This is a genomic window from Candidatus Cloacimonadota bacterium (genome assembly GCA_034722995.1).
Classification (GTDB): Bacteria; Cloacimonadota; Cloacimonadia; order JGIOTU-2; family JGIOTU-2; genus JAGMCF01.
This window is the reverse complement of record JAYEOL010000007.1, coordinates 1-26816: the sequence shown is the minus strand read 5'-3', so window position 1 is coordinate 26816 and position 26816 is coordinate 1. Positions and strand designations below refer to the sequence as shown.

At 33.0% G+C, this 26816-nt stretch carries 22 protein-coding genes; 8 read left to right on the top strand and 14 right to left on the bottom strand.

The features are described 5' to 3' along the window. Nucleotides 1–1969, top strand: a 1969-nt coding sequence (locus U9R23_00920) for a choice-of-anchor Q domain-containing protein (protein MEA3475001.1), incomplete at its 5' end; no start/stop codon positions are given. A gap of 279 nt (nucleotides 1970–2248) precedes the next feature. Here the strand turns inward: U9R23_00920 and U9R23_00915 are convergent. Together U9R23_00915 and U9R23_00910 are read right to left on the bottom strand one after the other, a co-directional pair. After that, nucleotides 2249–2596, bottom strand: a complete 348-nt coding sequence (locus tag U9R23_00915; protein MEA3475000.1) for a hypothetical protein — start codon at nucleotides 2594–2596, stop codon at nucleotides 2249–2251. Beyond that, complete coding sequence (locus tag U9R23_00910) at nucleotides 2593–4053, bottom strand: sodium/solute symporter (GenBank protein ID MEA3474999.1); 1461 nt, start codon at nucleotides 4051–4053, stop codon at nucleotides 2593–2595. Before U9R23_00910 ends, U9R23_00915 begins: the two co-directional genes overlap by 4 nt. 331 nt (nucleotides 4054–4384) lie before the next feature. On the opposite strand from U9R23_00910, the gene U9R23_00905 reads away from it, so the two are divergent. The 4 genes from U9R23_00905 (at nucleotide 4385) to U9R23_00890 (ending at nucleotide 7926) form a co-directional block, all read left to right on the top strand. Next, the gene (locus tag U9R23_00905; GenBank protein MEA3474998.1) at nucleotides 4385–5290 is read left to right on the top strand and encodes a phosphate/phosphite/phosphonate ABC transporter substrate-binding protein; all 906 of its coding nucleotides are present in this window, start codon (nucleotides 4385–4387) and stop codon (nucleotides 5288–5290) included. Further along, the gene (gene phnC / locus U9R23_00900) at nucleotides 5287–6054 is read left to right on the top strand and encodes a phosphonate ABC transporter ATP-binding protein (protein MEA3474997.1); all 768 of its coding nucleotides are present in this window, start codon (nucleotides 5287–5289) and stop codon (nucleotides 6052–6054) included. The genes U9R23_00905 and phnC overlap by 4 nt, the downstream gene beginning before the upstream one ends. After that, a complete protein-coding gene (gene phnE, locus U9R23_00895; GenBank protein MEA3474996.1) occupies nucleotides 6051–7058 on the top strand; it encodes a phosphonate ABC transporter, permease protein PhnE in 1008 nt (335 codons plus the stop codon). Before phnC ends, phnE begins: the two co-directional genes overlap by 4 nt. A gap of 91 nt (nucleotides 7059–7149) precedes the next feature. Next, nucleotides 7150–7926, top strand: coding sequence for an HAD family phosphatase (locus U9R23_00890; GenBank protein MEA3474995.1), 777 nt, complete (start codon nucleotides 7150–7152; stop codon nucleotides 7924–7926). 290 nt (nucleotides 7927–8216) lie between these two features. Here the strand turns inward: U9R23_00890 and U9R23_00885 are convergent, their stop codons facing one another. After that, nucleotides 8217–10955, bottom strand: a complete 2739-nt coding sequence (locus tag U9R23_00885) for a TonB-dependent receptor (GenBank protein MEA3474994.1) — start codon at nucleotides 10953–10955, stop codon at nucleotides 8217–8219. A 667-nt stretch (nucleotides 10956–11622) separates the two neighbouring features. On the opposite strand from U9R23_00885, the gene nadC reads away from it, so the two are divergent. The 3 genes from nadC to nadB are packed head-to-tail and all read left to right on the top strand — an operon-like array spanning nucleotide 11623 to nucleotide 15107. Further along, a complete protein-coding gene (gene nadC, locus U9R23_00880; protein MEA3474993.1) occupies nucleotides 11623–12477 on the top strand; it encodes a carboxylating nicotinate-nucleotide diphosphorylase in 855 nt (284 codons plus the stop codon). 3 nt (nucleotides 12478–12480) lie between these two features. Beyond that, nucleotides 12481–13539, top strand: coding sequence for a quinolinate synthase NadA (gene nadA / locus U9R23_00875; GenBank protein MEA3474992.1), 1059 nt, complete (start codon nucleotides 12481–12483; stop codon nucleotides 13537–13539). Further along, nucleotides 13536–15107, top strand: coding sequence for an L-aspartate oxidase (nadB, locus tag U9R23_00870; protein ID MEA3474991.1), 1572 nt, complete (start codon nucleotides 13536–13538; stop codon nucleotides 15105–15107). The genes nadA and nadB overlap by 4 nt, the downstream gene beginning before the upstream one ends. A 716-nt stretch (nucleotides 15108–15823) precedes the next feature. On the opposite strand, the gene U9R23_00865 is transcribed toward nadB, so the two are convergent. The 11 genes from U9R23_00865 to U9R23_00815 form a co-directional block, all read right to left on the bottom strand. Further along, nucleotides 15824–16732, bottom strand: a complete 909-nt coding sequence (locus U9R23_00865; protein MEA3474990.1) for an ROK family protein — start codon at nucleotides 16730–16732, stop codon at nucleotides 15824–15826. Nucleotides 16733–16875: 143 nt separating this feature from the next. Further along, a complete protein-coding gene (folE2, locus tag U9R23_00860; GenBank protein ID MEA3474989.1) occupies nucleotides 16876–17646 on the bottom strand; it encodes a GTP cyclohydrolase FolE2 in 771 nt (256 codons plus the stop codon). Between the two features lie 149 nt (nucleotides 17647–17795). Next, on the bottom strand, nucleotides 17796–18800 hold the full coding sequence (locus U9R23_00855) for an FAD:protein FMN transferase (GenBank protein MEA3474988.1): 1005 nt from the start codon (nucleotides 18798–18800) through the stop codon (nucleotides 17796–17798). Nucleotides 18801–19006: 206 nt separating this feature from the next. Further along, the gene (locus tag U9R23_00850) at nucleotides 19007–19603 is read right to left on the bottom strand and encodes a hypothetical protein (protein MEA3474987.1); all 597 of its coding nucleotides are present in this window, start codon (nucleotides 19601–19603) and stop codon (nucleotides 19007–19009) included. A 9-nt stretch (nucleotides 19604–19612) separates the two neighbouring features. Continuing rightward, nucleotides 19613–20560 (bottom strand): hypothetical protein, encoded by a 948-nt coding sequence (locus U9R23_00845; GenBank protein ID MEA3474986.1) that lies wholly within the window; start codon nucleotides 20558–20560, stop codon nucleotides 19613–19615. 14 nt (nucleotides 20561–20574) lie between these two features. Beyond that, nucleotides 20575–21198, bottom strand: a complete 624-nt coding sequence (locus U9R23_00840) for a hypothetical protein (GenBank protein MEA3474985.1) — start codon at nucleotides 21196–21198, stop codon at nucleotides 20575–20577. Between the two features lie 63 nt (nucleotides 21199–21261). Then, nucleotides 21262–24054: a DUF6754 domain-containing protein gene (locus U9R23_00835; protein MEA3474984.1), complete on the bottom strand. Its 2793-nt coding sequence runs from the start codon at nucleotides 24052–24054 to the stop codon at nucleotides 21262–21264. Nucleotides 24055–24129: 75 nt separating this feature from the next. Further along, nucleotides 24130–24474: a nucleotidyltransferase domain-containing protein gene (locus U9R23_00830; protein MEA3474983.1), complete on the bottom strand. Its 345-nt coding sequence runs from the start codon at nucleotides 24472–24474 to the stop codon at nucleotides 24130–24132. Next, complete coding sequence (locus U9R23_00825; protein ID MEA3474982.1) at nucleotides 24471–24989, bottom strand: 3-isopropylmalate dehydratase; 519 nt, start codon at nucleotides 24987–24989, stop codon at nucleotides 24471–24473. Before U9R23_00825 ends, U9R23_00830 begins: the two co-directional genes overlap by 4 nt. 202 nt (nucleotides 24990–25191) lie before the next feature. After that, the gene (locus U9R23_00820) at nucleotides 25192–26421 is read right to left on the bottom strand and encodes a M23 family metallopeptidase (GenBank protein MEA3474981.1); all 1230 of its coding nucleotides are present in this window, start codon (nucleotides 26419–26421) and stop codon (nucleotides 25192–25194) included. 3 nt (nucleotides 26422–26424) lie between these two features. Next, nucleotides 26425–26816, bottom strand: a 392-nt coding sequence (locus tag U9R23_00815; GenBank protein MEA3474980.1) for an aconitase family protein, incomplete at its 5' end; no start/stop codon positions are given.

Genomic DNA, 26816 nt, shown 5'->3' with positions numbered 1-26816 from the left:
ATATCAAACCATAATCGATGGCAACCATAATGGTAGTGTTGTTACTTTTGAAAGTGGAGAAGACACAACAGCAGTATTATGCGGTTTTACCATTCAAAATGGGAGTGGAATATACTACCATACTGTCATTCTAGGTGGTGGAATATTTATTAAAAATTCAGAATCAAAAATAAACAGCTGTATTATTAAAAATAACCAAGCAGATATTGGCGGTGGAATTGCTATAGACAATGGTCAAGCCATTTTAGAAAATGCAAACATATGTGATAACCATGCTTATATTTCTGGGGGTGGCATAAATCTATTTGAATCATTCATAAAATTTAGTAGTAATCATCATTGCAATATGTATAATAATTATGCTGGACGGGGATGTGATATAAACATATTTGAAACGCCAGATATTGATGTTATTGTAGATACTTTTACTGTACTTGAGCCGAATTCACATTTCGCTTATAATCGTGGACCAGGCAATCTTACCTTCAATATCTTACACAGTAAAATTACTCCAGTCAATCAGGATTTATATGTGAGTCCTGATGGAAATAATAATAATAGCGGATTAACTCCATACGAAGCACTTAAAACTATAGCTTATGCTTTAAACCTTATTGTTTCAGATAGTCTTAATTCAAATACTATACATGTAACAAGTGGCATCTATTCACCTTCTTTGACAGGAGAAAAATTTGCCCTAAACTGTAAAGAATATATTTCAATAATTGGTGAAAATGAAGAAACCACTATTTTTGATGGAGAAGAACTAAGTAATTTTATTGTTGCCTGTAATGATGATAACCTTTTAATAGAAAATATGACTTTACAAAATGGAAGTTCACGATTTGGTGGAGCAATGTATATCAAAACTAATTCAAACCCAATAATAAAAAATATAATCATTAAAAATTACTTTGCCTATATGGGCTCATGTATTTTTTGTTCGGATAATTCCAATCCTATATTTGAAAATGTAACTGTAAGAGGAAATCCTTCAGTGCTTTTGAATGACTCACCTATTTCAATACATGACAATAGTAATCCTGTGTTTATAAATTGTATTATAGAAGATAATAATATTAATCCTGAAGAGAGTGGATTCGGAGCAATCAGCTGTGTGGCACAATCCAATCCTATATTGATTAACACAAAAATTGTTAATAATAGTGATTTTGAAACCAGTGGGATTGGTGTATATAACGGATTTTATGATGAAGGACCAATCTTAATAAATTGCACAATATGTGACAATTCAAATTGTTCAAAAGGGGTAATAAATCAAACATGGCGCACAAATGTAACTCTAATCAATTGTATTTTGCGGAATCCTGCGGAAGATGAAATTTGGTTTTACTATCAGGGTGACCCTAATACCGTCACCATTTCATACACAAATATTGAAGATAGTATAAATGCAATAAATACTAACAACAATGGCACAATTAACTGGCTTGAAGGCAACATAGATTCTATTCCACAATTTGTTGGAGGAGACCCATTCAGTTATGAGTTATTACCAGGTTCTCCCTGCATAGATGCTGGCAATCCAGATACTACTGGATTAAACTTACCAGAATTGGACCTAGCTGGACAACCAAGAATATACAATGGAATAATAGATATAGGAGCTTATGAATGGCAAGGACAGGGAATAGATGAGCCAGATACATCATTTATAAATAAATTATATCTTTTCCAGAATAAGCCTAATCCATTCAGTTCATTTACCACAATAACATTTATCTCCTCAGATTATGAAAGAATAAAAGATTACAAATTATCAATCTACAATGCAAAAGGGCAACTTATAAAAACTTATGATGGCAAGAGAGATAATTTCTGGGTAAAGACAGATATAGTGTGGGATGGGACTGATGAGAAGGGGAATAAAGTAAGTCCAGGAGTGTATTTTTATAAGCTCATTTATGGAGATAACTCTGTGACGAAGAAGATGATATTGATGCGATAGCAAGTGCAAAGATGTCAAATGTGGTCATATGATTCGCCAATTGGCGAATCGTCATAAATAGTCAAAAATGGTCATAAGAGCCTTCAGCTCGTCAAATGCTATTATGTTATGACAGAGTAAGTGGTTTGACCATTTGACAGCGACTCGTCTGGGCGCCTGTCTCCCGACGCATCGGGAGCCAAGACTGGCCGTAGCCTGAAGCGTTTTGACCATTTATGACGGCTTTAGCCATTATGACAGCGTAGCGTTTTAGCAGCGAAGCGTTATGACCATTTATTTTTACTTTCTTTTTCTTTTCTTTTTATTTCTTGATTTACTACTTTTATTCTTTGTTTTTAGTTTGGTCAAAACAGCAGACCTGCTTTTACTTGCTTGAAACATTAAAGGAAGAATATTAACAATCCAGAAAGCTGTAATTAGGATTGTTATCCCCCAATTTATAGTAAAATTTTTATAAGATTTGTCACCAAATAGAAAAACCAGAACTAATACAACAGCAGCAAAACCCATTGCTGTATAGGATATTTTTAATACTCTTTTCCTTCCAATTTGATTCACTCTTTGGGCAACAGCATCCAAGCCTAAAATTAAAATAATAATGCCAGTAATTATTGAAGCTATATTCATAGAACCTCTTTACATTTAGAATTGTTATCTTCTTTTCTTGTAACCCAAACGATTAATGGAAATGTAATCATTGGTACACCCATACCTAATGTCGCAATAAATGGGATTTGATTTCTTGGCAAAATAAAAAATAATGTCAGTGTTATGACAAGCCCCAAAACAGATGATATTTCAGCAGCGATTTTACTTGCCTTTTTCCAGAATAAACCATATATAAAAGGAGACAAGAAAACAGCTGCAATTGCACCCCATGAAATTACTAATAATGTTAATATTACTGCTGGTCTTAAAAGAGTGATGAATACAGAAGCTAATATAAAAACTGCACACATAATTCTCATCAATAAGTTCAGTTTTTTATCTGATGCTTTGGGTTTAACAAATCCATGATATAAATCCTTCACAATAGATGAACTTGATACAAGAACTAATGCTGCTAATGTAGACATTGATGCAGAAAGCACTAATAAAAGTATTACAAAGTTCAATCCTTGTGGAATAACTGTTCTTATTAACATTGGAACTAATTTATCAACAAAATGTATTTTGTCAGCAAAGATTTCTGGATGAGTTTGAGGAGAGAGAAACACTCTTGTCAAAGAGCCGAAAAAATATGCTGAACCGGCAACTACGATTGCGAAAATCGTACAAATTACTGTCCCACTTTTTATTGACCTATCATCTTTTATTGAATAGAATTTTTGAACCAATTGTGGCATTGCAAGTGGAGCAACACTTGTAATAATTACTATAAATAAAAGCGGGAAAAATCCAGGAGGTCCAATCACTTGAGAAAGTTTTGGATTTATGTTGTTTAGTTTATTTGTTATTGCTGGTAAACCTCCACCGTTTTTTATTGAAAAATAAACAAGAAGAATTACACCAACAATCATTATTGTGCCTTGAATTACATCAACCAAAACTACTGATTTAAAACCACCTAAAATCATATATAGACTGATTAATACTGCCATAAGAATGAGAATATACTCAAATTTAATATTAAAATTGATTTCAAAAAGATAACTGAGTCCCATAAATACAGACGCAGCATAAGGAACAAGAAAGACGAAAATTGCTACAGCAGTAAAAATCTTTAAAAAATTTGATTTATACCTTACTTGTAAAAATTCGGGCATTGTATAAGCATTCATTTCTATAGATGCCTTACGGATTCTTTTCCCCATAACAGCCCAAACAAATAAAGTTCCGATTAACGCATTTCCAATTGCAACCCATAAGGCGGAATATCCAAATCCCCACCCAATTTTGCCTGCAAAGCCAACAAAAATTACAGCACTAAAATATGCAGTTCCATAAGTAAATGCCGAAAGCCACGGTCCTATTGCTCTTGACCCTAAGAAAAAATCACTGAATGTCTTTGTCCGCTTCATCCCATATATTCCAATACCTAATAGGAATAAAGCGTAAAATCCAAAAAATAAATATTTTACCATTCTTTCCTTTCGTCAAAACCTCATATACTTATTTTATATTACATAATGGTCAGTTATCACTATTAATTATATTTAAGAATATTAAGACAATTCATTATCATGCTTACAAATTCTGTAAAGAATTTTGATTTTAGAAAAAGGTGAATGCTGAATATTTTTATTTATATTTTACTAACAAGAATACGAATTCTCTTAATTAGTGTCCATACTTAAACTTTAAAAACCCTTTGCAATGGTTAAAGAATTTAATTTTTCCCAATTTAATTGACATAGAAAAATTAAATTGCCAAATCTTATCTTAAGAAAATTTCCCAAAAAGGAGTGTAATATTATGTTCAAGAAATATTTTGGACTATTCATTATACTGATAATCATTTTTTCTGGATGTGCTAAGCAAGCTCCATTAGGTTCAAAAAAGAATCCTATAAAAATGTATTTCGTTCCTTCAATGGAAGCTGGAAAAATTGTAACGAGCGGGACAGCAGTGGCTGACTTTTTAACAAAAGAAACTGGTTATCACTTCAAAGTAGCAGTTCCCACAAGTTACGCTTCGGTTATAGAAGCAATGGGAACAAAAGAAACTGATATTGCCTGGCTGGCAACCTTTGCTTATGTTTTAGCAAATGAAAAGTTTGATGCAGAGGTAGCTCTTACAGTAGTTCGTAAAGGTCTTGAAAAATACCGCGGGCAATTTGTTGCACTAACTGATAGCGACATTAATACTATTGAGGATATTAATGGTAAAATAATTGCTTATACTGACGCTGCTTCAGCGTCAGGTTATATTTATCCTTCAGCGATTTTAAAACAAAAAGAGGTTAAGCCAAGAAGAAGTTTTTTTGCTGGTGGACATCCTCAAGCAATCTTAGCTGTATATCAAGGAACCGCTGATGTAGGTTGCACTTTTTGGGCTCCACCTGGTAAGGATGGTATGGTACGTGATGCTCGTAGAGCTGTCATGGATACATATCCTGATGTTATCAAAAAAACAAAAATAATTGGTTATACGGACTGGATCCCAAACGATACTGTTACTTTTAGAAAAGGTTTTCCTCCTGGGATGAAAGAAAAAATTATTCAAGCGCTTTTAAACTTTGCCAATACAAAAGAAGGACACGAAACATTAGTGAGACTTTTGGATATTGATAATTTTGTCCGAGCAAATGATTCTGATTATGATGTAGTAAGAGAAGCTCTGAAAACCCTTGAAGTTGATGCATCAAACCTTATTAAATGAAAAACATCGTAAAAATAAGAGACCTACACAAAATTTATTCAGGTGGAACTCACGCTTTAAAAGGTATAAATCTAACTGTTAAAGAGGGTGAATTTTTAATCATTCTTGGATTATCTGGCTCTGGTAAATCAACACTTCTACGCTGTTTGAACAAATTAATTGAGTCAACTTCTGGAGACATTATCATTAACAATGAGGATGTTGTTAAAGCTGAGGGCAAAAACCTTAGACGAATTCGTAGACATATTGGAATGATTTTTCAGCAGTTTAATTTGATAAAAAATCTCAGTGCATTAACAAATGTTCTTACAGGCAGGCTTGGTTATGTTTCACTCGGTCATTCAATAACATTTAGCCGCCATAAAGATGATGTAAAATTTGCATTGGAAAATCTTAAGCGAGTTGGTCTAAGAGATTTTAGTAATAAAAAGATAAAAAATTTAAGTGGTGGACAGCAACAAAGAGTCGCAATAGCAAGGGCTTTAATGCAAAATCCTCGTCTTATCTTAGCTGATGAACCTGTCGCAAGTTTAGACCCAGCCACAGCTGACTCTGTTATGAAATATTTAGGCGAATTAAATAAAAAAGATAATATGACTGTGATTTGCTCTCTGCATTTTTTAAGTTTAGCAAGAAAATATGGTACAAGGGTTGTGGCTTTGAAAGATGGTGAAATTGTTTTTGACGGAAGACCAACTGATATTGACGATAAACGATTTAAAGAAATCTATGGGGAAGAAACTGAAGAAGTGAAAATCCGATGAAAAGATATAATAAAATAAAATCTATATTTAAAGCAATTATACTTGATTTGCTGTTCTGGGTTTACATCTTTGGTTGTCTTTGCTTTCTTGCGTATAGATGGTTTAACTTTCGTATAGACAATAAGTTTATTGGTTTAGGTGTATTCATTTTTACAATTTTGTTCTTTTTCATTGGAAATTCTCTTGGCAGAAAAGCATTTTTCCCATCAAGACGAACTATTCATAAATGGTTCAAAAGTTTTTGGGGCTGGTTTATTGTTACCGGTTTGTTAGTAACCTTTGTTGTCGGATGGAACCTGGTTGAAGTTGACTTTATTAAATTCTTTATGCAGTTCAAAAATGCTGGCGGCATAATGTCAGGAATTTTTGACCCAAATTTTGATATTCTCACAATGAGTCTAACAGCACTTGCCGAAACGATTTATTTAGCCTTACTTGCTACAGTGTTTGCAATCCCTTTTGCTTTTGTATTAAGTTTTTTTGCTGCACGAAACCTGATGCCAAAGACATTTATTGGAAATACTGTTTATGTTATTGTTAGAACTATTGCGACAATATTTCGCTCTATTGAAGCTCTTGTATGGGCGATAATTTTCAGTGTATGGGTAGGCATTGGACCTTTTGCAGGAATGCTTGCTTTGATGATACATTCAATTGCTGCTCTTACAAAGTTGTATTCAGAACAGATTGAAAATATAGACACAGGTCCAGTAGAAGCAATCAAAGCAACTGGAGCCAGCACATTACAAACCTGGATATATGCAATTATTCCACAAATTATTTCTCCATATCTTGCATTTACAATCTACAGGTGGGATATTAATGTTCGGATGGCAACAATTGTTGGATTTGTCGGAGGCGGAGGAATAGGTCTACTTCTTCTACAACAGCAACAGCTTCTTCGCTGGCATAATGTAGGAATACTTATATGGCTTATTGCTTTAGTAGTCTGGATAATGGACATGCTAAGTGCAAAAATCAGAGCCAAGTTGACAGAAACATAAATAAACATATATATATTATTTGGAGTGCTTGCCTTAAGCATTCCCAAGCTGGGGCTTGGGAATGAGAGTGACAATTGGGGAGGACTTGGGAATGAGGGTGTATATTTATTTTCTTTGTGCTCTTTGTGGTAAAGAGATTTTCAGTAGAGTTATCAGATTTTCTCTGCGAACTCTGCATCTCTGGGTGAGGTATTTTCAGATGAAAATAGAAGCTGTAATCTTTGATTTAGATGGAACCTTGATTGATTCTATGGGAGTCTGGGCTGAAGTAGATAAAGAATATCTTGGTAAAAGAGGTCTGCCAGTTCCAGATAATTTATTTCAGGATATGGAACATGGAGATAGTTTTATTGAAGTTGCAAAATATTTCAAACAAAAATTTAATTTACCAGACTCAATTGATGAAATAATGCAAGAATGGACTGATACGGTAAAAATGCATTATGAAAACAATATCAGTCTAAAATCAGGTGCCAAAAAATTATTAGAATATTTGTATGCTAAGAATATAAAAATTGGTCTTGGAACCAGTAATTCAAAATTCCTTGCAAACGCAGTATTAAAGGCAAATAATGTATTACATTTTTTTGATTGTATTGTTGCCGGATGTCAAAATATTAAAGGAAAACCTTTTCCAGATATTTATCTGAAAGTTGCAACTGCATTAGATGTAAATCCTTCCAATTGCATTGTGATTGAGGATGTATATGTTGGCGTGAAAGCAGCAAAAAATGCCGGAATGACTGTCTTTTCTATTGAAGATGAACACACAAAACCTGAAGGGGAAAAGATTAAAAGAGTAACAGATTATTATTGTAAAGATTTTAGGGAAGTAAAAGAGAGGTTGATAAAACTTATTGAATTTTAATAACATACATCATCTTAAATATACACACACCCCTTGCTGGTTCAAGTTTGTCCCGAAAGCCTTCGGGAGAACCTAAACATTTTGATTCAGGTGACATACCTGAACCAGCAATGAGATAGGATTAAAAAACTATTACGATAAACTTTGTCAGATAAATTTTGAATATCATTGTTTCTCAATCAATCATTTATCTATTAAACTAATCATACAGTTATACAACTTTTAAACTGCTCATAAAAAACCCCCAAGAGCCGAAGACCTTGAGGGTTTAATTTAGTATCTATTTTGAATTACAATTTGATTGACAAACCAGCATTGAATCTTCTTGGAAGTCCGAAGAATACCTCTGCGGAACTACCAGTGTGAGGATATTGTCCCGTATCATAACCATTGTAGTAGCTGTTATCTGTTGCATCCTGAACATAGACTTCATCAAATAAATTAAATATATGAGTAAAGGCTTCAATATCTAATCCTTTTACAACAGTAGGAAGTTTATAACTTAAATGAAGATCTACAAGACTGTAAGCTGGAATTTTCCAACTTTGTTTTCTATCATTTGGATCTTGTCGACTGAAAGGATCCCATGAAGCATAAAAATCACAGAAATATTTATAGGAGATAGTAGCTCTCAAACCCTCAACAGGAAATAATGTTGTTTCTAAGGCAAGTTGTGTTTGAGGTGCATCACCAACTTTGAGGTCCTTAACATAACATGTCAAAGTATCAATTACCGTAACCGTATCAACCCAATTTTTATAAGTAGCACTGAAATCGTTCGTATAAATCCAATCTCCTTTGGAGAAAGAAGCATCAAATTTTACCAATGGAATTGGTTGTGCGCGTAGTTCTAATTCTATTCCTGCATGACGAGAATCCATACCTCTGAGGAATATGATACCTTCATTACCAAGTGAATCTTCTACACCTCTTGTTTTGATTTGATCAATCCAATTAGTGTAATAAAAATCACCCTTAATGTTCAGCAATCCGCCCAGACCAACAAAATTAGCTCCGATTTCAATATCAGTAAATTTTTCATTTTCGGGATTGTCGGCTACTGTTCCATCATAATCGTCAATTACTTCATCAAATATCGGACATTTGTTAACATAACCGGCATTACCAAATATACCAATGTTATCTGTCAATCTGTAACTTGAGCCACCTTTAAACTGGAAGCCAGGTAGCCAATCTGTTTCTGAAGTAAATGGGTCACTATTTGGATCAGGAGCTCCAGTTGATAGCGTGTCAGAAGCTCTGAAATGATCTTCATAAGAATATTTAATGCTGGAAAGTCCACCCATTCCATAAGTATTTAAAGGACCTAGGGAAAACTCTCCCTGAGCATATCCACCAATCCAATCTACATTATTTGTGTTATAATAAGCGATCTTGTCACCAAGACCTTTATGATAATCTACTTCATTAGTATCAAATTCATTACCTGTGTAATATAAATATTCACCACCAAGTAGATCGCGTACTTCTCGGAAATGGTCAATCTCTGCAGTTCTCCAGTCTAGACCAAGTGAAGTTTTGATCTTATCAGAGAGTGTATATTTTACTTTGGATAATGCACCAATGGTCCACTGATTATTTCTGCTATTACGAAGAACACCTATATTACCCGTGGTGTCAGCAAGATTATTTTCTATTGTTGTATTCCAATCTACGATTGGGGATGGTCCGGAATAATCCTTTATTACATTTCCGTAAGTTCCTGTCCCTCCACCTTTTCCTCCTGAATAATACAACACAGAATAAACATTCATTTTCTCATTTAATTTTGTATACCAGTTCAAATTAATTTGTGGTTTGTGATAGAAATTTTCCCTTTCATTTATGAAATCGGGTGAATATCTATTGTGTAATCCACCATTCCACCATTGTTTTCCCTTATAATCAGGATTCACAACATTCCAGTTTTGATTATAAAACATTCCAGCTTCAGATTGAGGTTTATCAGCAAGATAATCAGCAAGAACACTGTCTGGTAAGCCCGAATGTTCCTTAGCATATTCATGATTATACGCAGCCATATTTTGTTTGTAAAGATTCTGTCCATGTTTTTGAGGAGCACCAACAGCATAGAATTCAAGACGATTGTTTTCATTAATATTATAGCTTGTGGCAAGATAATAAGACCAGGCATCAGTCCAGGTTTTATCAATTATACCATTACCAGTTTTTCGAGTAACATTAAGGCTAAAGGCATATTTGTCACTAACTAAGCCAGAATTTGCTGTAAGAGTTTTCTTATTAAAACCTGATGTGCCATATTCTTGTTTAAAATCAACACCTTGGCTCATTTTGCTTGGGTCCGTAATCATATTCATAGTTCCACCAATAGAAGGAACAGCAAGGTTTACAGCACTTAATCCTCTTTGCACCTGAATAGATGATGTTGCATCGCCAAGACCGTCCCAGTTTGACCAGTATACCCATCCATTTTCCATATCATTAATTGGAACGCCATTGATCATAACAGCCACATTTCTCTGGTTGAATCCACGGATATTTACACGAGCATCGCCTGCTCCACCACCCTGGCAGGTGGAATAAACACTTGGAGTGTTTGTAAGAACGAGTGGAATGTCACGTGAACCAAGACCTGAAGTAATTTCTTCTTTGTCAATATCTGTAAATGCTATAGGAGTTTCAATTTTTGCTCTATCAGAAATAACAGTAATTCCTTGAATACCAATTGGTTTCATTCTTAATGAGAACATAACAGTTGTTGTTAAATTAGACTTTACTGCTACTGTTTTGGTTTGTTTTTCATATCCCAAAAAACTGGCAGTTACAGTATAAGTGCCAGTTGGAACATTCTTCATAATAAAACTACCATCAGCTTTAGTTAAAACTCCTATGCTAGTATCTTCAATAATCACATTAGCTGCTGATAAGGGTCTTCCGGTTTTTTCAATATCAACTTTTCCTGCAATAGTGCCAGTTTCAGCTGCAAATAATGCATAGGGTAGAATGAATAAGAGTGATAAGATAACTATAGATAGTATCTTTTTCATTGAAATCCTCCGTAATTTTTTTTTTGTATCCTGATTAACATAAAATTTCCATTCAAAATATTTACGCAAGAATGGAATACCTATCAATGAAAGTTAGTATAAAAAACACTTTTAAGAAATCAAAGTGTTTGCCCTTAAAAGAAGGGCCACCTATTTGAGACATTTCTTTTAAATGGTGATCAGTTTTGTTTAGTTTTTTCAATTCTTTCATATTAAAAAATCTCAAAGCTCTATTTAACTACATAATTATGATTAAAGTTGAAATTTTACTACAAAAAAAAATAATAAATTCCTTTGTCAAATTTATTATATTTTTTATTGATTTTTATAGGTATGTTATAAATATTATTCAGCAGAAATATATTTTATTTAAAGGGTGTATAGAAGGTCTAAAAGTTTGTTAGGTTTAAACCTAATGAAAAAAATCTCATTTATATTAAATAATTATTGGGGAGTATTTAAATGATTGGGTCTGAAAAATCTTCTAATTGTTACTTGACAACATACTTAATAGAAATTTATATTTGTAATATAAGATGAGAGAAAAAAAGTACAAAATATGGATACTTTTAAATCTGAAAAAGATTCAAATCCATCTTTAAGAATTTCATTTGCTAATTATAAAAAGATGAGAAAATAAATCAGGTTAAATGAACACTGTCTAATAATGAATAAAATAAAGGATTTTATTAACTTAGACACCCTCAATATACTTATTGAGAATGCATTACAAGAGGACCTTTCTGAAAGTGGAGATATCACCACAAAATCTATTTTTGACCAGGAACAGGGAATATATATTCTCATCTCAAAAGATTCTGGGATACTTTGTGGTTGTAAAATTTTTACGGCTGTATTTCAAAAGCTTGATTCTGACTGTATAGTAAAGTTTGACAAAAATGATGGTGATAGAATAGAAAAAGGAGATTCTATCGCAAAAATTTATGGAAAGATAAGAAGTATTTTAAAAGGAGAACGAGTAGCACTTAACTTTCTCTCCCATTTGAGTGGAATTGCTACAAAGACAGCAGCATTTGTAGAAAAAACCGGTGGCAAAGCAAAAATTCTTGATACAAGAAAAACAATCCCTGGATTTCGTGCATTTCAAAAATATGCAGTTCTATGCGGAGGTGGCAAGAATCATAGAATGGGCTTATATGATATGGTGATGATAAAGGATAATCATATTGATGGTACAGGAAGCATCATAAATGCTGTTTCAAAAGTTAAAAGTAAGGTGAATCCTTCTATAAAAATTGAGGTTGAAACACGAAATCTGGAGGAAGTAAAAGAAGCACTTAAATCACAGGTTGATTATATTATGCTGGATAATATGCCATTAGAAATGATGAAAAAAGCTGTGAAAATAATTAATAAACAAACACTGGTTGAAGCGTCTGGAAACATGGCATTATCACGCATCAAAGATGTTGCAGAGACAGGTGTTGACTTTATCTCTGTTGGTGAATTAACACATTCAGTTAAAGCATTTGACTTCTCTTTGCGAAAAGAAAAGAAATAGTTTATGAATTTACAGGATATAATACAAACCATCACATCACTGAAAAAGACGCTGAAAGATTCAGTGGTTATCCCTGCACATCATTATATAAAATCAGATATTATTGCCCAAGCAGATATTGTTGGAGATTCATATAAACTTGCAAAAGATTGTAGTAAAACTCATGCGGATTTCATATTATTCTGCGGTGTAAAGTTTATGGCGGAAGGTGCCAGGCTTTTGGCAAAACCAAACCAGAAAGTTCTCATGCCAACCCTTTTGGCTGGCTGTCCTTTAGCAGAAATGATAGATGCGCAAATTGCTAAAGAGATTTACAAACAAATCAGTTCTCTTTGTGCATGTGAAGTAGCACCAGTTACCTATGTGAATTCCAATGTAGCTTTGAAAAGTTTTTGTGGTGAATATAATGGAGCAACCTGTACAAGTTCTAATGCATGTAAAATAATAAATACATATTTGAATCAGGGAAAAGTTGTATTTTTTTCTCCTGATTATAATCTTGGTATCAATTCAGCCAGAATGCTAAAAATCCCTGAAAATCAAATTGTTGTTGTTAAAAAGGATCTTAGTCTTCTATGTAAAGGTTCTATTAAAAATGCAAGAATTTTTCTATGGGATGGCTATTGTTATGTTCATAAAAAGTTTACTGTTGAAGATATAAGAAGACTTAGAGAACAGTATCCGAATATACAAATTATTGTCCATCCTGAATGCGATGAAGAGGTAGTTTTGCAAAGCGATTTTGTGGGTTCAACACAAACTATTCTTAATACAATAAAAGATGCTCCTGAAGGTAGCATTTGGGGGGTAGGCACAGAGTATCATTTTGTTGAAAGAATGGCTCAAAACTTTTCAAACAAAACAATCCTACCTTTAAAGTTGTCTTGTTGTGAAGATATGGGAAGAATCACATTTCAGAATGTTTATGAGTCATTACAATCTATACTACAATATCCAGAAAAAAATAGACTGCTGTATGAAGTAACTGTTCCTAATGAATATCGGACTGATGCAAAAAAAGCAATGCAAAATATGCTCTCAATTGTTGAGGATAATAAATGAGAAAAAAATTTGATGTTATAGTAATTGGGACTGGCATTGCTGGTCTTTCTGCTGCAATTTTCTTAAAAGAAGCCGGCTTTGATGTTATCGCTCTAACCAAAACAGAGGATATCCATGAAACGAATACAAATTGTGCACAGGGTGGCGTCATTGGATGGAAAAAAGATGATAGCTCTGACGCTTTGATGAAAGATATTCTATCTGCCGGGAGTAATTATAATAGTATTGAAGCAGTGAAGATTTTTGCTGAACAAGGTCCACAACTTGTGAATGACTTTTTTATTAATAAACTAAATGTTGATTTCAGCAAAACACCACAAGGGGAATTTGATTATACTGAAGAAGCTGCTCATTCTACAAATCGTATTCTTCATTGCTCGGATTATACAGGTGAAAAACTCGAAAACTCTCTTATTCAATATGCAAAAAGTATTGGGGTGCAAATACTCACTTCCCATACTTCAATTGACCTTATAACCAATAATCATCACTCGCGAGATTACCAGGAATTGTATAAATCTCGAGAAGTTATGGGTGTTTATGTGCTGGATAATAAAAAAGGGACAGTCAGAACATTTCTGGCACATAAAGTAATAGTAGCTACAGGTGGGATTGGGAACCTGTATCAGCATACGACGAATCCTGTTTCTGCAACTGGTGATGGGATGAGCATGGCATATAGAAGTGGGGCAGATATTATTAATGCAGAGCTAATACAATTCCACCCAACAGCACTTTATCATAAAGATATAAAGAGATTTCTTATTTCAGAATCATTGCGTGGAGAAGGTGCACGACTTATAGATCATCAAGGAAGACAGTTTATGAAAAATTATTCTTCGCAAAAAGACCTTGCTCCACGTGATATTGTTGCTCGTGCTATTTATACTGAGATGAAGAAAGCAGGTGTAGATTATATGCTTTTAGATTTGAAAAACTACTATAATGGTTCTGAAGAAATGCCAAAAAGATTCTCAAAAATATATAATACCTGTTTAAAAGGTGGAATAGATATTACAAAAGAACCAATCCCAATTGTTCCGGCTGCGCATTATTTCTGTGGAGGCATAAAGGTAGATACTTGCGGAAGAACTTCATTAAAAAATTTATATGCAATTGGTGAAATAAGCTGTACTGGATTACATGGAGCAAACCGATTAGCTTCTTCATCACTTGCAGAAGGATTACTATGGGCAAAAAGTGCTTCTAATGATATTATAAGTAAGGGTGAAGAAATTGATGAAGAACGTTTTCAGTCCATTCCAAATTGGTCAACACCTAAAAAACAAATTGAATTCGATCCTCTTTTACTTGAACAGGATTTAAAAGCAGTTCAACTGACAATGTGGAATTATGCTGGTATTATACGAACAAAAAGAGGACTTGAACGTGCTCGCGCTGACCTTAACTATTATGCGCATAGAATCTTCAAATTTTATCAAGATGCAAAGTTAAGCGGTAATATTATTGAATTGCGGAATGTTGTGGTTAATGCTTTGATAATTGTAAATGCTGCAACCCACAATAAAAAATCGATTGGGTGTCATCATATAATAGATGATTATTAAAGATTGATATAATTACCCCTTGCTGGTTCAAGTTTGTCCCGAAAGCCTTCGGGAGAACCTAAACATTTTGATTCAGGTGACATACCTGAACCAGCAATGAGAACCAAACAGGAAATATTAATCAGTAATAAAGCCAATAATTTCTAATCCCAAATTCCTAATATCAAATAAAATGACAAAGCCTTCACCCCGTTAGATAAAGAATTTATATTTTCCAATTTAGGTACTAACACCTTTCTACTCCAAGAAAGTTATACTTCCTACCATCTTTAATATCTAACGGGGCAAGAATGTCCAATCATACCAAAACAAAATCTCTGAAGAATAATTCTTTTATATTTGTTCACCCCGTTAGATATTCCTCATATTAGATTTTTACTATCTCACATAGTAAAATTATCTAATGGAGTAAATTTGATATTTGTCCCGACAAGTCGGGATTATTAGAAATTTGATATTTTTAATTAGTCATTTAACTGCTTCTATAAAAGGATTTCCAGACATAATAAAAATTCTTTGCAGAATTTTACACAAATTTTATTGATAATATACTAAAATTATCCTAACCTTATGCGATGAAAATTCATTTGACTATTGATTTTATTATAAATGGGTTTACCTATTTTGAGTGTATATTTTGCCACTCTTACAAATTATTCCAATCTATTGTTTAGATAATTTTAGTAATTTCCTTTGTTATTGTTGGTTATTGAATTTTATTTGTTACTATGAAGCAAATAAGCGGCACCGATAATTCCTGAATCAATATCACTCTGGCTTACTTCAATCCTTACTTTCTCATATAACTTCTTATAGCAATTCTTTTGAATAACTTTTTTTACAGGAATCAAAAGAAATTCTCTCATATTAGAAAGTCCACCTCCAAAAACAATAATGTCAGGATTAAGCAAATTTATTAATCCTGCACAAACGATTCCAAGTTTTTCAAATGCTTCATTGAATATCTCTATTGCATTTCTATTATCTTTTAAAGCCATTTTGTAAAGTGAACTAACTGCGATTTTTTCGCCAAAGATTTCTTTACTCTTTTTTTCAATTGCAAAACCCGAAGAATAGGCTTCTAAGCATCCATTCTGCCCGCAGTTGCATCTTCTGCCATCTGGCACAACCTTAATATGGCCAATCTCTGCAGCAAAGCCATAATTTCCATGATAAAGTTTTCCATTAATAATCAGTCCACCACCAATTCCAGTTCCAAGCGTGATTCCAATTAAATTTCTTATTGTTTTATCGTTTCTGAGTAAATACTCACCATAAGCAAAACAGTTTGCATCATTATCAATAAATATTGGCAGATTTACTACTTTCAATTCATTTTTTAGATTTATATCTTTCCAATCCGGAAGATTGGGTGATTCAAAAATAATCCCCTTTTTATAATCAACAAGTCCAGCAACACCAATGCCTATGGAGTTTATATCATAATCATTTTTACATTTCTCAATTATTGAAATAATTTTCTTAATAATAAATTCTTTGTCTTTTGAAGCCTCTGTTTTTACTGAATTTTTAAATTTTAATTTATAATTTCTAATTTGTAATTCGCATTGAATAACTCCATATTTGATATTAGTTCCGCCAATATCTATTCCTAAAGTTTTCATGTCTAAAATTTTGCCACTAACTAACACGAACTGACACAAACTTTTTCATTATTTATTTTTGTTCTTGATATTTTGTGTACTCAATTATCCTCGATTAAATCGTGGGACTAACTTCTAACTTATTACTTCTAACATTTAACTTATTACCCCTTCACCATCGCATACGCATTATGATTATGAATAGACTCAATGCTTTCTGCTTCAACTTTGTAAAAAGTAATTCTTTTGTCATTCTTTAATTTTTCTGCAACCTCACGAACAATATCTTCTACAAATTTTGGATTATTATAAGATTTTTCTGTGACATATTTTTCGTCAGCTCTTTTTAACATTGAATATAATTCACTACTCCCCGATTTCTCAATTATTTCTATTAATTCTTCTAACCAAACGAAATCTTTATACATTATTTTTGCTGTAACATAAGTTCTCTGATTATGAGCCCCAAAATCACTAATTTCCTTTGAGCAAGGGCAAAGACTAATAACAGGAACAGTAGCAGACATCTCAAATTGAAATTTTTTATCTAACTTTGCATCAAACTTACAATTATATGACATTAGCGATTCCTCTTTTGAAACAGGGGCTTGCTTTTTTATAAAATATGGAAATTCAAATTCAATATATGCGATATTTGCATCTAATTTCTTCTTCATTTCTAAAAGCAGGTTTTCAAGATTATCAACAATGGTTTCTTTATGATAATGATTTAGAATTTCAACGAATCTACTCATATGCGTACCACGAAAATTCGAAGACAATTCAACATACATATTAACAGCTGCAGTGGTATTCTGTTTCCCATACTTCCTGTCTTCTAAAACTATCGGATACTTTAATCCTTTTACGCCGACTTTATTTATTGTTATCTCCCGTTTATCTTGTTGATTTTGAATGTCTTTATATTTAGCCATTGAGCCTGCCCGTGTCCCGATTCACCCTTCGTCCTCCCCGATTAAATCGGGGATCATCGGGACTACAGAGAACGGATATATCGGGATTTCTTCACTGGGGTCATTCACTATTCATTATTCATCATTCAATATTCGTTATTCGGTGTTTATTATTCACTACAGTGAAAATTATACTTTTTAAAGTCATCCGATAATTTATACTGCAATTTTCCATTTTTTTCATAAATTACTATGGCTTCTACATTTTCAATATTATTGATGAGAGAAGTTCCAGTTTGTGGTCCCATTACAAAGATAGCTGTACAAAGTGCATCTGCAGTAGTTGCATCAGGACAAATTACTGTGGCACTTATTGATTTATCAGCAGGAAACCCGGTTTTTGGATTAAGAATATGATGAATTCTTTTCCCATTCACAAAAAAGAATTGTTCATAATCGCCAGATGTTACAATTGACATATTTTTTAAAGACACTTCACCAAATATTTCATCTTCAGAACGGGGATGCCTGATACCGATTTTCCATACATCATTCTTTTTGTTTCCTAATACAAAGAGGTCTCCACCAGCATTAACTGCTGCATACTGAATTCCTTGTGATGTTAAATATTCTATCACTTTATCAACAATATATCCTTTTGCGATACCACCTAAATCAAGATGAATATTCTTTTTCTTTTTAATAAGTGTATCACTATTTGTTTGCAAATATTTATAGTCAACAAGATTGAGCATATTTTTTATCTCATTTGAATCAGGCATAATCTTATTTACAATATCGTATTTTTCTAAAATTGCTCCAATAGTTATATCAAATGCACCATTTGACAATTCACTGATTTTATGAGATTCATCAATTAAATTCTTAACATCGCTTGAAATTTGTATTTCATTTTTCTCTGAGGTATTTATTTTACTAACTTCACTATTTGGAGTTAAAATGGATAACTGCTTCTCATATTTATTAATTAAAGAAAAAGATGAGTCAATAATTGTTTTATTTTTTTTATTTTTATCCTGTATGTTAATTGTTACAAAAGTACCTAAAGCCACCCTTGTTTCTTTTATTGGTTTATTTCTATCATTTGAAATACGGAAATAAGCGATAGCGATAATAAGAATGATAAATACAACTTGAACGACTTTTCTTTTCATTTTTGTAATTTAGCCGTTAAAACGCATTAATGATGAATATCATACTGAATTTTGCTGGTAGATTTCTCTACCTCTGGTAGAAACCTGAGGATTAACCAATTCAAGCATTTTAACTAGTTCAACCAGAAATAAAAAGCACAAAGACATAATAATAAACTTCCATCCATAAGATATGCCTTTGTGCTATTTTTTTTATCTGTTTTTACTTAAAGTAAATGTAACCACTCTTCCAAAAGAAATTCTATTCTTCCGATGAGTAAAGAAATACGAGCCATTACAGTATAACCGAAAGATGCACCGAAACCAATCATCATAAACCCGATACCGATAGAGGTAAATTTTCCATAAGCCCCTGTATGTGCTTTTGAGAAAAAGAAGTAACACAAAATGCTAACAGTTCCAATAAATATAAGAATAATATTAATATTATTTAGAGGCAGCATCATACTTCTCATTTGAACTAACACGTTTGCGTGCATAGACATAGGAACACTCATTCCAACAATGCCCATTCCAAATGCAATAGGATATCTGCTAAGCCAGCTAAGCTTCCCAGAAAATCTAAACCAGTACATCATACCAATAATAAAAGGAATAATAAGAATATACTCTTTTTTCAGAAATAAGGGTTCATATGTATAAGGTATAAATACACTATTCCATGTAAGTGGAATTGCATACCCCATAGTAACACCGACGAAAAGGTGTTCTGCAAATTTATAAAATGGATTATCTTTGTATAGAAAAGAAAACATACACAAAGTTAAAAATGCAGCAATCCAGATTCCAATAATTTCAGTCATTTTCTCTCCTTACTTAGCATACTTTCGCTTTTTTTCTGCTCTTTTATCAATAAAATATCCAATATTCCCAATTATAATAAACAGAATTATCAGAACATGCACAACTGCTTGTGCATCCATACCAATTCTTGCTTTCTTGTATTTATATGGTATATTTGATAGTGAATACTGTTTTGAACTCCATGCAATATCTCTTGCTTTTTTCTTGCTATAATCAATACCTTGCATAGCAAAAATATCAACTAATTTTTCATATTCTGCTGCACCTTTTAATCCACCCATACTGCCAAGTAATTGTCCTGTTTGCATGAAAGGGTATGCATCAGCTGCCATAACAGCAGTAACACCAACACCAACATCCACACCAAATCTTGGACGGGCATAAGTATACCATAGATATCCGTAAGCAGAACCCGATATTTGCATTACAATTTGGATATTATCATAATTTTTAATATTCTTCATTATTGGTAAATTTTCCAGTTTGCTACCTTCACTATTTGTTTCTACTGCCTTTACAATGTCATCGCCCATTCCGAGAATAATTGGTATTGCTAAAGCATATGGCTTAAATCCGAAATCGCAATAATCTATATCTGCTTTAATATCTGGGAAGTCTTCTTTAACTTCCGAGAGAGCCATTCCAATAATTGGAGCACCTGTTGCTATCCAGGAAATTGTAAACAGTTTAATGTCTCTTGCAAAACAATGCCTTATGAGTGCAATTTCCATAGGATATAACTCTGGCATAACTGATGGGTCATGAAGGAAGTCAATCAGAATTGCTTTATCATCTCTGCCTGCAATAGCATCAATGTGTCTATACAGATTTTCAACAGGTGTAGTCGTATAGGTCTTTAATCCGAGGGGAAAAATAAGAGGAAGAATTACTGCAAGAGCAACTACGATATAGATATATCTTCTATCAACCTTTTGTAAGTTTTCGGAAAATTTCATTTGTTCTCCTTTCCTTATTTTCCGCCACCCAGATATGTCCGTTCAATTCCTAACATAATCTTTAATGCAGTGGCTGTCATACCCAAACCAACACCTAAGCCAATTCCTCTTTTTGCAGCTAAATTAGGCACATTTAAAATCCATTCAGTCGCATCAGGAATCCAATGAGTAATCGCCTGTCCAATAGAAACTCTGCCAAGCATCACAATAACAGCAGCAATTAACAGCACAGTAGCTTCAACAGAACGTGCACGGAAGGCTTTATATGCAGCTGATGCTATATAGAATGCAAGTAATGAAAACATAGTAGCACCCATTGGAACATTGAAGTACTTAAAAATCCACCTGAAAGGTGTTCCTTCCTGAATGCCCCAAATAAATCCTGTAAGAGTAGTTATAATTAATGCCCCTATAGTAACTGTACTGTATCCCCAATTGGGTACTTTCCTTTTTATTTTTGATGTATGAACCATGACCAGACTTCCTACTCCTAATACAACAGCAAAAGGACCGATTACTTTTATCCATTTCATATACCAATCATAGAAATCAGCATATATTTTGTGGGGAATAAAGACATAACCAACAAAAAGAAATCCCAAAATCATAACAATTAATAAAGGTACTGTTCTTTTCATTTATTTCTCCTTTCACTTGCGCTCCCAAGCAGGGGCTTTGGAACGAGGATTACTTTCTACTTCCTATTCAATTGGAAACCAATTCATAAAAAATGTTAAATGTACTGTAGACAGAAAGGTTCCAACTACAACTGAAATTATTATCAATAATTTCATATAATCTTGAGCTTTCAAGGTGCCAAGAATAAGGGGCTGTCTGGAAAGATATGCACTTGCGGCATATAATTCTTCACCGATTAATGTATAATCACAGGTTGTAATAAAGAAAGGCAATTGTGATACTGCATCCGTTCCAGCAATTTGGATTGCACCTGTCATACTGCCAGTTTCAGTCATAAGCAAAGATTCTGCCCAGAACATTCCCATATAGAAATTTGTAGCGGTTTTTTCTCTAATCATAATACCATTAACACCAGAGACGAAAGCAAACTGTGCAGTTGTAATAAAGAATACACTATTCTTATCATAAGTATCTGGTCTGCCTGCTTCATAGTGTGCTTCTTTCACTATCTCCTGTGCAATTGGCAATACAATATAATCTCTAACAGGCACAAGAATTTTTGTATCATATTGAGCAGCTTTCTTTGCAACTCTACTTAGAATTGCAAGTCCTGCTAGAGTAGCGACATCGCTGATACTACTTAATCCTGGAACAAATAGAATTGGCCTTCCCATCTCTGTGGCTCTTCCTAAAGCATTATCTATTTCCTCAATGCCAGCGATTGGCCTTATATATAGTTTCTTTCCTTTGCGAGCAGCTCTAACCATAATATATACTAAAGCAGCAAAAAGTAAGACGGAAATTAAAACTATGGTCAGACGATTGTTATACCAATTAGGTATAGGAAAGAAATACTGCTCTCCATCTTCTTTCATATAAACTTCCGTATCAACAAAATATCCTTTCCCGTCTGTCTTTCTGATATAATATTTAAAGGTTCGTTTGCTGTGACAATGCTGTTTATCCAATATTTTCATTCTGGCTTTGTCAGTTTTTTGCTCATTCGCAAGTTTTACAACAGGAGGAATATCTTCAAAATAATAAGTCTTGTATGTTTCAATTTTATTTTCAATTTTTTGTTTTTCTTTTTCAGATGTAGCTGCTTCCGCTTTCTTTTCTAACTTTTGAATCTCTTTTGTTAAATTTTTCTTAAATTTTTCTACTTGTTCAAGATAAAGCTGTTCTACATAGTATGGTTGCTCTTCTTTCCAATTTCCAACATCTAAATAGGTTGATACATAAAGCCTGTTATCACCAGAAGCAAATTTTGGTCTGCCACGAAATACAACCTCTTCATACCTAACTCTGTCTAAATATTCTCTTTCCATATAGGATAGAAGTTTTGGAAAACGATATACATCGCTGTCCTTATTGTACTTATAAACCTGGTAACTATATTTCTTTTCTGAAGGTTCCTGCACTCTTACCAATTCCATATCTTCATCATAATAGAAAGTATGTGATACAGAGTAATTTTCTGGTAATCTTACATCTTTATATAATTTTTTTGCTTTATTACTGTATTTAAATGTTGCAGAAATTGTCATTGGCTCCTGATAATCCCAATTAACTTTGAATTTTGCTTTATTATCAAGAACATATTCAGTATGTTTTGTTCCATTTATACTAATTGTAATTCGTTTAACTTTGAAAAGGTCATTATCTTTAATAAAGTAGCTTACAAATAATTTAGTAAAATCGTCATTATAGGTTAGCTTTGAAATTCCAAAATAAGGCTTATCAAAATAAATCCTGATTTGGTCGCCTTTATCATAAGGATTATCTTCTACAGTAAAATATTCAGGGGCACTTGGTAAAATATCGGTTGTGGTTATTTCTGCAGAGATGGGTTCATCTTTTGCAAGTGTTTCTTGATCTTTCCTATCTTGTTCACCAATATTGAATTTATACCATTTCAAGTTAGCAGGATTAAACGCTTTAAAATTAGCTTTTATAGAATCAAAAGGAACAATTGCATTTGTTTGTGGGGTATAGGGATAGGCATCTGGGCGAGTAAAGATTTTATGCTGTTCATCATTCTCATCGTAAAGATATATATTGAATTGTTTCTGGTCATCAGCAAATGCGGGCAAAGTCCATTCAAAACGTATTTCATTTGTATCCAAATAAACAACGGCATAAAATTCCTTCAATTTTTCTGGTGGGTCATCAGTTGTTACACCAGCAACAATTTCAGAAAGCGGGGAAGTTCTTCTACTTGAATTAACTGCTTGAACTGCATAGTAATACTTTTTGCCAACAACATGTTTAGATAAAATATATTTAAATTGCCTAAGTTTTAAACCAGCCAATATTGTTGAAGTGGTATCAACCTCACCTTCTTCTGTTGTATCTATTTCAGTAAATTCCTTCATTTTGGTTTTATAGAAATACTGTTTATTGGGGATAACGCATAAAATTCTATACTTTTTCATTAAGGGTCCATATACATTCATATCTCGTGGCATTCTACGATACAGAACATCATATCCAATTTCACCTTTTCGCTGTCCTTTTTCTTTTTTAAGCTTTGCTTTGGAGGTTGCATCAACAAAAAAAGTCCATCCTTGGTCAGTATATCTCATTGTATCGCCAATAACACCTGTTTTCGCATTCACCGGTATCTTGCCGATATAAAAGAGAGAGTCGGGTGTAACTCCACGATAGACACGATATTCAATAATTTTTTTATCCTTATGTAAAGGTTTCCAACTAAGGCTCAAGCCCCCGCCATCATCATAGGGAACATCTTCTACTTTAAGCCCTGTTACAGGTTCATCATTAGGAAGTAACTTTGCACTTACAATTCCACTAAAAAGGAAAAATAGAATTGTAAGAAGAAAAAGGATTTTCATATAAATTTTCACTTTTTTGTTCCTTTCTGAATAATTACTTTATTTTTAATAATGCAAATTCTTTTACTTCTTTGGCTAATTCAAATGCTTCTTTTGTGTCACAACAGTTTGCTCATACAATACTTTTCCATTTTTTAATACATCGTAAACAAAAGAATTTCTTATATCTTTCCACTTATTTATTTCGCTTTTAGAATAAACTATTATATCCATTGCACACGGATATGGAACAAATAACCTATGGACTGCTCTGGCTCTTTTATATCTAGGAAGTTTACTTTCTTTCACCAGCAGCAGGTCTAAGTCACTATTTTCTGTAGGATTCCCATTAGCATAAGAGCCAAAAAGAATTATCTTTTCAGGCTTGTATCCTTTGACGATAATTTTTATAATTTCGTTTATCTGCTTTTGTCTAATCATAAATTTTGTTTTCCAAACTCAAATAAATTCTCTGCTTGATAAATATCCATCTGCACTTTTGAAAATGGCTTAAGTTCAATATATTGGGATGAGGTTTTTCCATTTTCTAAATCTATCTCTAATTCGTCTCTCTGAATAAGTTTTGTCAAATCTATCTTTTTAATTGTAAAAATTGGCAGTCCAGAATTTATGGCATTTCGTTTATAAATTGCACCAAAAGATTCTGCTAATATTGCTTGAATTCCAAGAGATCTAAAACAATCAACTGCTTGTTGTCTGGAGGAACCTGAGCCAAAATTTTTTCCAACAATTATGATATCGCCTTTTGCTGCTTTTTGGGCAAAATCCTTCCATCCTTCAAGATTATCAAATGTATATTGCCCCATCAGATTTATATCTGTAATTGCTAAATATTTATTGTGAAAAATCATATCTGTATCTATATCATTTATTAAATTGTTATTGGAGTCAGCTATCAACCAGATTTTGCCTTTTAGTCTAATTTCTCTTTTCATTTTGGGATAGATTGGAACTTGGTTTATTCTTCTGTCAATTTTTTTGATTTTTTTTTAAATATGCTTCTCGGAGTGTGAAAACGAGTCCTCCCGATTTATCGGGAGGGCGAACTTCTCGTCTGTACCGCTTTGCTGAAAATTCGTCTCCACCAGCTGGTGGATTCTCGTTCCAGCACTCCATATAATTTTCTTATTTCTTACTTTAAATTGATGACACAATACTCATATCTTCGTTTTGTAATATTTTATCCATTGTAGAAACAACCTTACTAAAATCCATCCGTAATTCTTTAGGTATTGGTGGTCCTGATACATTTTTTAGTTTTAGTGGGTTAATTGCTTTATCATACTGATAAATCGTATAATGAAGATGTGGCCCTGTTGACCATCCTGTAGAGCCGACATAACCTATTATATCATGCTGTTTTACTCTTGTTCCAATTTTAGTGCCGCGAGCATATCTGCTAAGATGTCCGTATAATGTCTTATATCCATTAGCATGACGAATCATAATAGTATTACCGTATCCGCCTGTATTTCCGTGTGGAGTTGGATGTCCTCCTTTCCATCCTTTATGAATGACAACTCCATCACAGGAGGCTTGAACAGGAGTACCCCATCTTGCAGCATAATCAACTCCATTATGAAGCCAATATTTTTTTGTTATTGGATGTAATCTCATCCCAAAATATGAACTGATAAAAGAATAATTTAAGGGTGATTTTAAAAATGCTTTTTGAAATGATCTTCCATCCTTACCATAATAACTATGATATTTATTTCCATTGCTATAATAGTAAGCTGTTAAATCAAAATTTTTCCCCTTATATGAAGTGGCTAAGATGTTTCCATATTTTAATACTTTATTATTTTTATTTTCAAAAACTTCATAAACAATCTTACAGCTATCCCCTTTCCTGGTATCTATAAAAAAGTCAATGTCCCATTGAAAAATGTCACTTAAATCCATTGCCAATTCTGGATTTAGTCCATTATCAACAAATGCTTCATATAAGGAAGTTTCAATATTTACACATACAAATTTTATATCCTTTTTGTAGTCAATATTCTCCTTGAATGAAATAAAGTTGTCTGTTGTATCTCTTTTGATAATGTATTTTGTTAATATATCTGGATAAAATTCTAATACTTGAACTTGATTAAGAGTGTCAACTTTAACCAAAAAACTGTCATTGGGATGTGTAAATTTCAAATTATATATTTTATTCAAAGAGTTAGTAATCTTATACGCATCTGTGACATCAATATTGTTACTCAATAATTCTGAATAAAGAGACTCTCCTTTTTTTATTTTCCCGTGTATGTAAATATAAGGATCAATTTCAATAGTTGAACCTTCTTTAGAACATCCTATTATAACAAATATGATACAAACTGATATAAATATAAAATGATTAACAAATCTATTCATAAATTACAATTCTCCATTAATTGCTGCAAAAGCTGCTGTAACTGGACTTGCGAGATAGGTGTCTCCGTCTCCCTGTTTTCCAAGAAAATTTCTATTAGCAGTTGAAATCTGCACCTCGCCTTTACCTGTCATTCCAATTTGTCCAGAAGCGCATCCGCCGCAACCTGGATTTGAAATAATTGCTCCAGCATCATAAAGAACTTGTATCAAACCTTCTTTAAGCATCTGTCCGTAAACCTCTTTTGTGGTAGGAACTATTCTCAACATAACACCATTAGCTACTTTATTTCCTTTAAGAATTTCAGCAACCCAACGCATATCTTCAATTCTCCCGTTAGTACAGGAGCCAACGAATACGGAATCAACTTTTAAACCTTTTAATTCTTTAACATCCG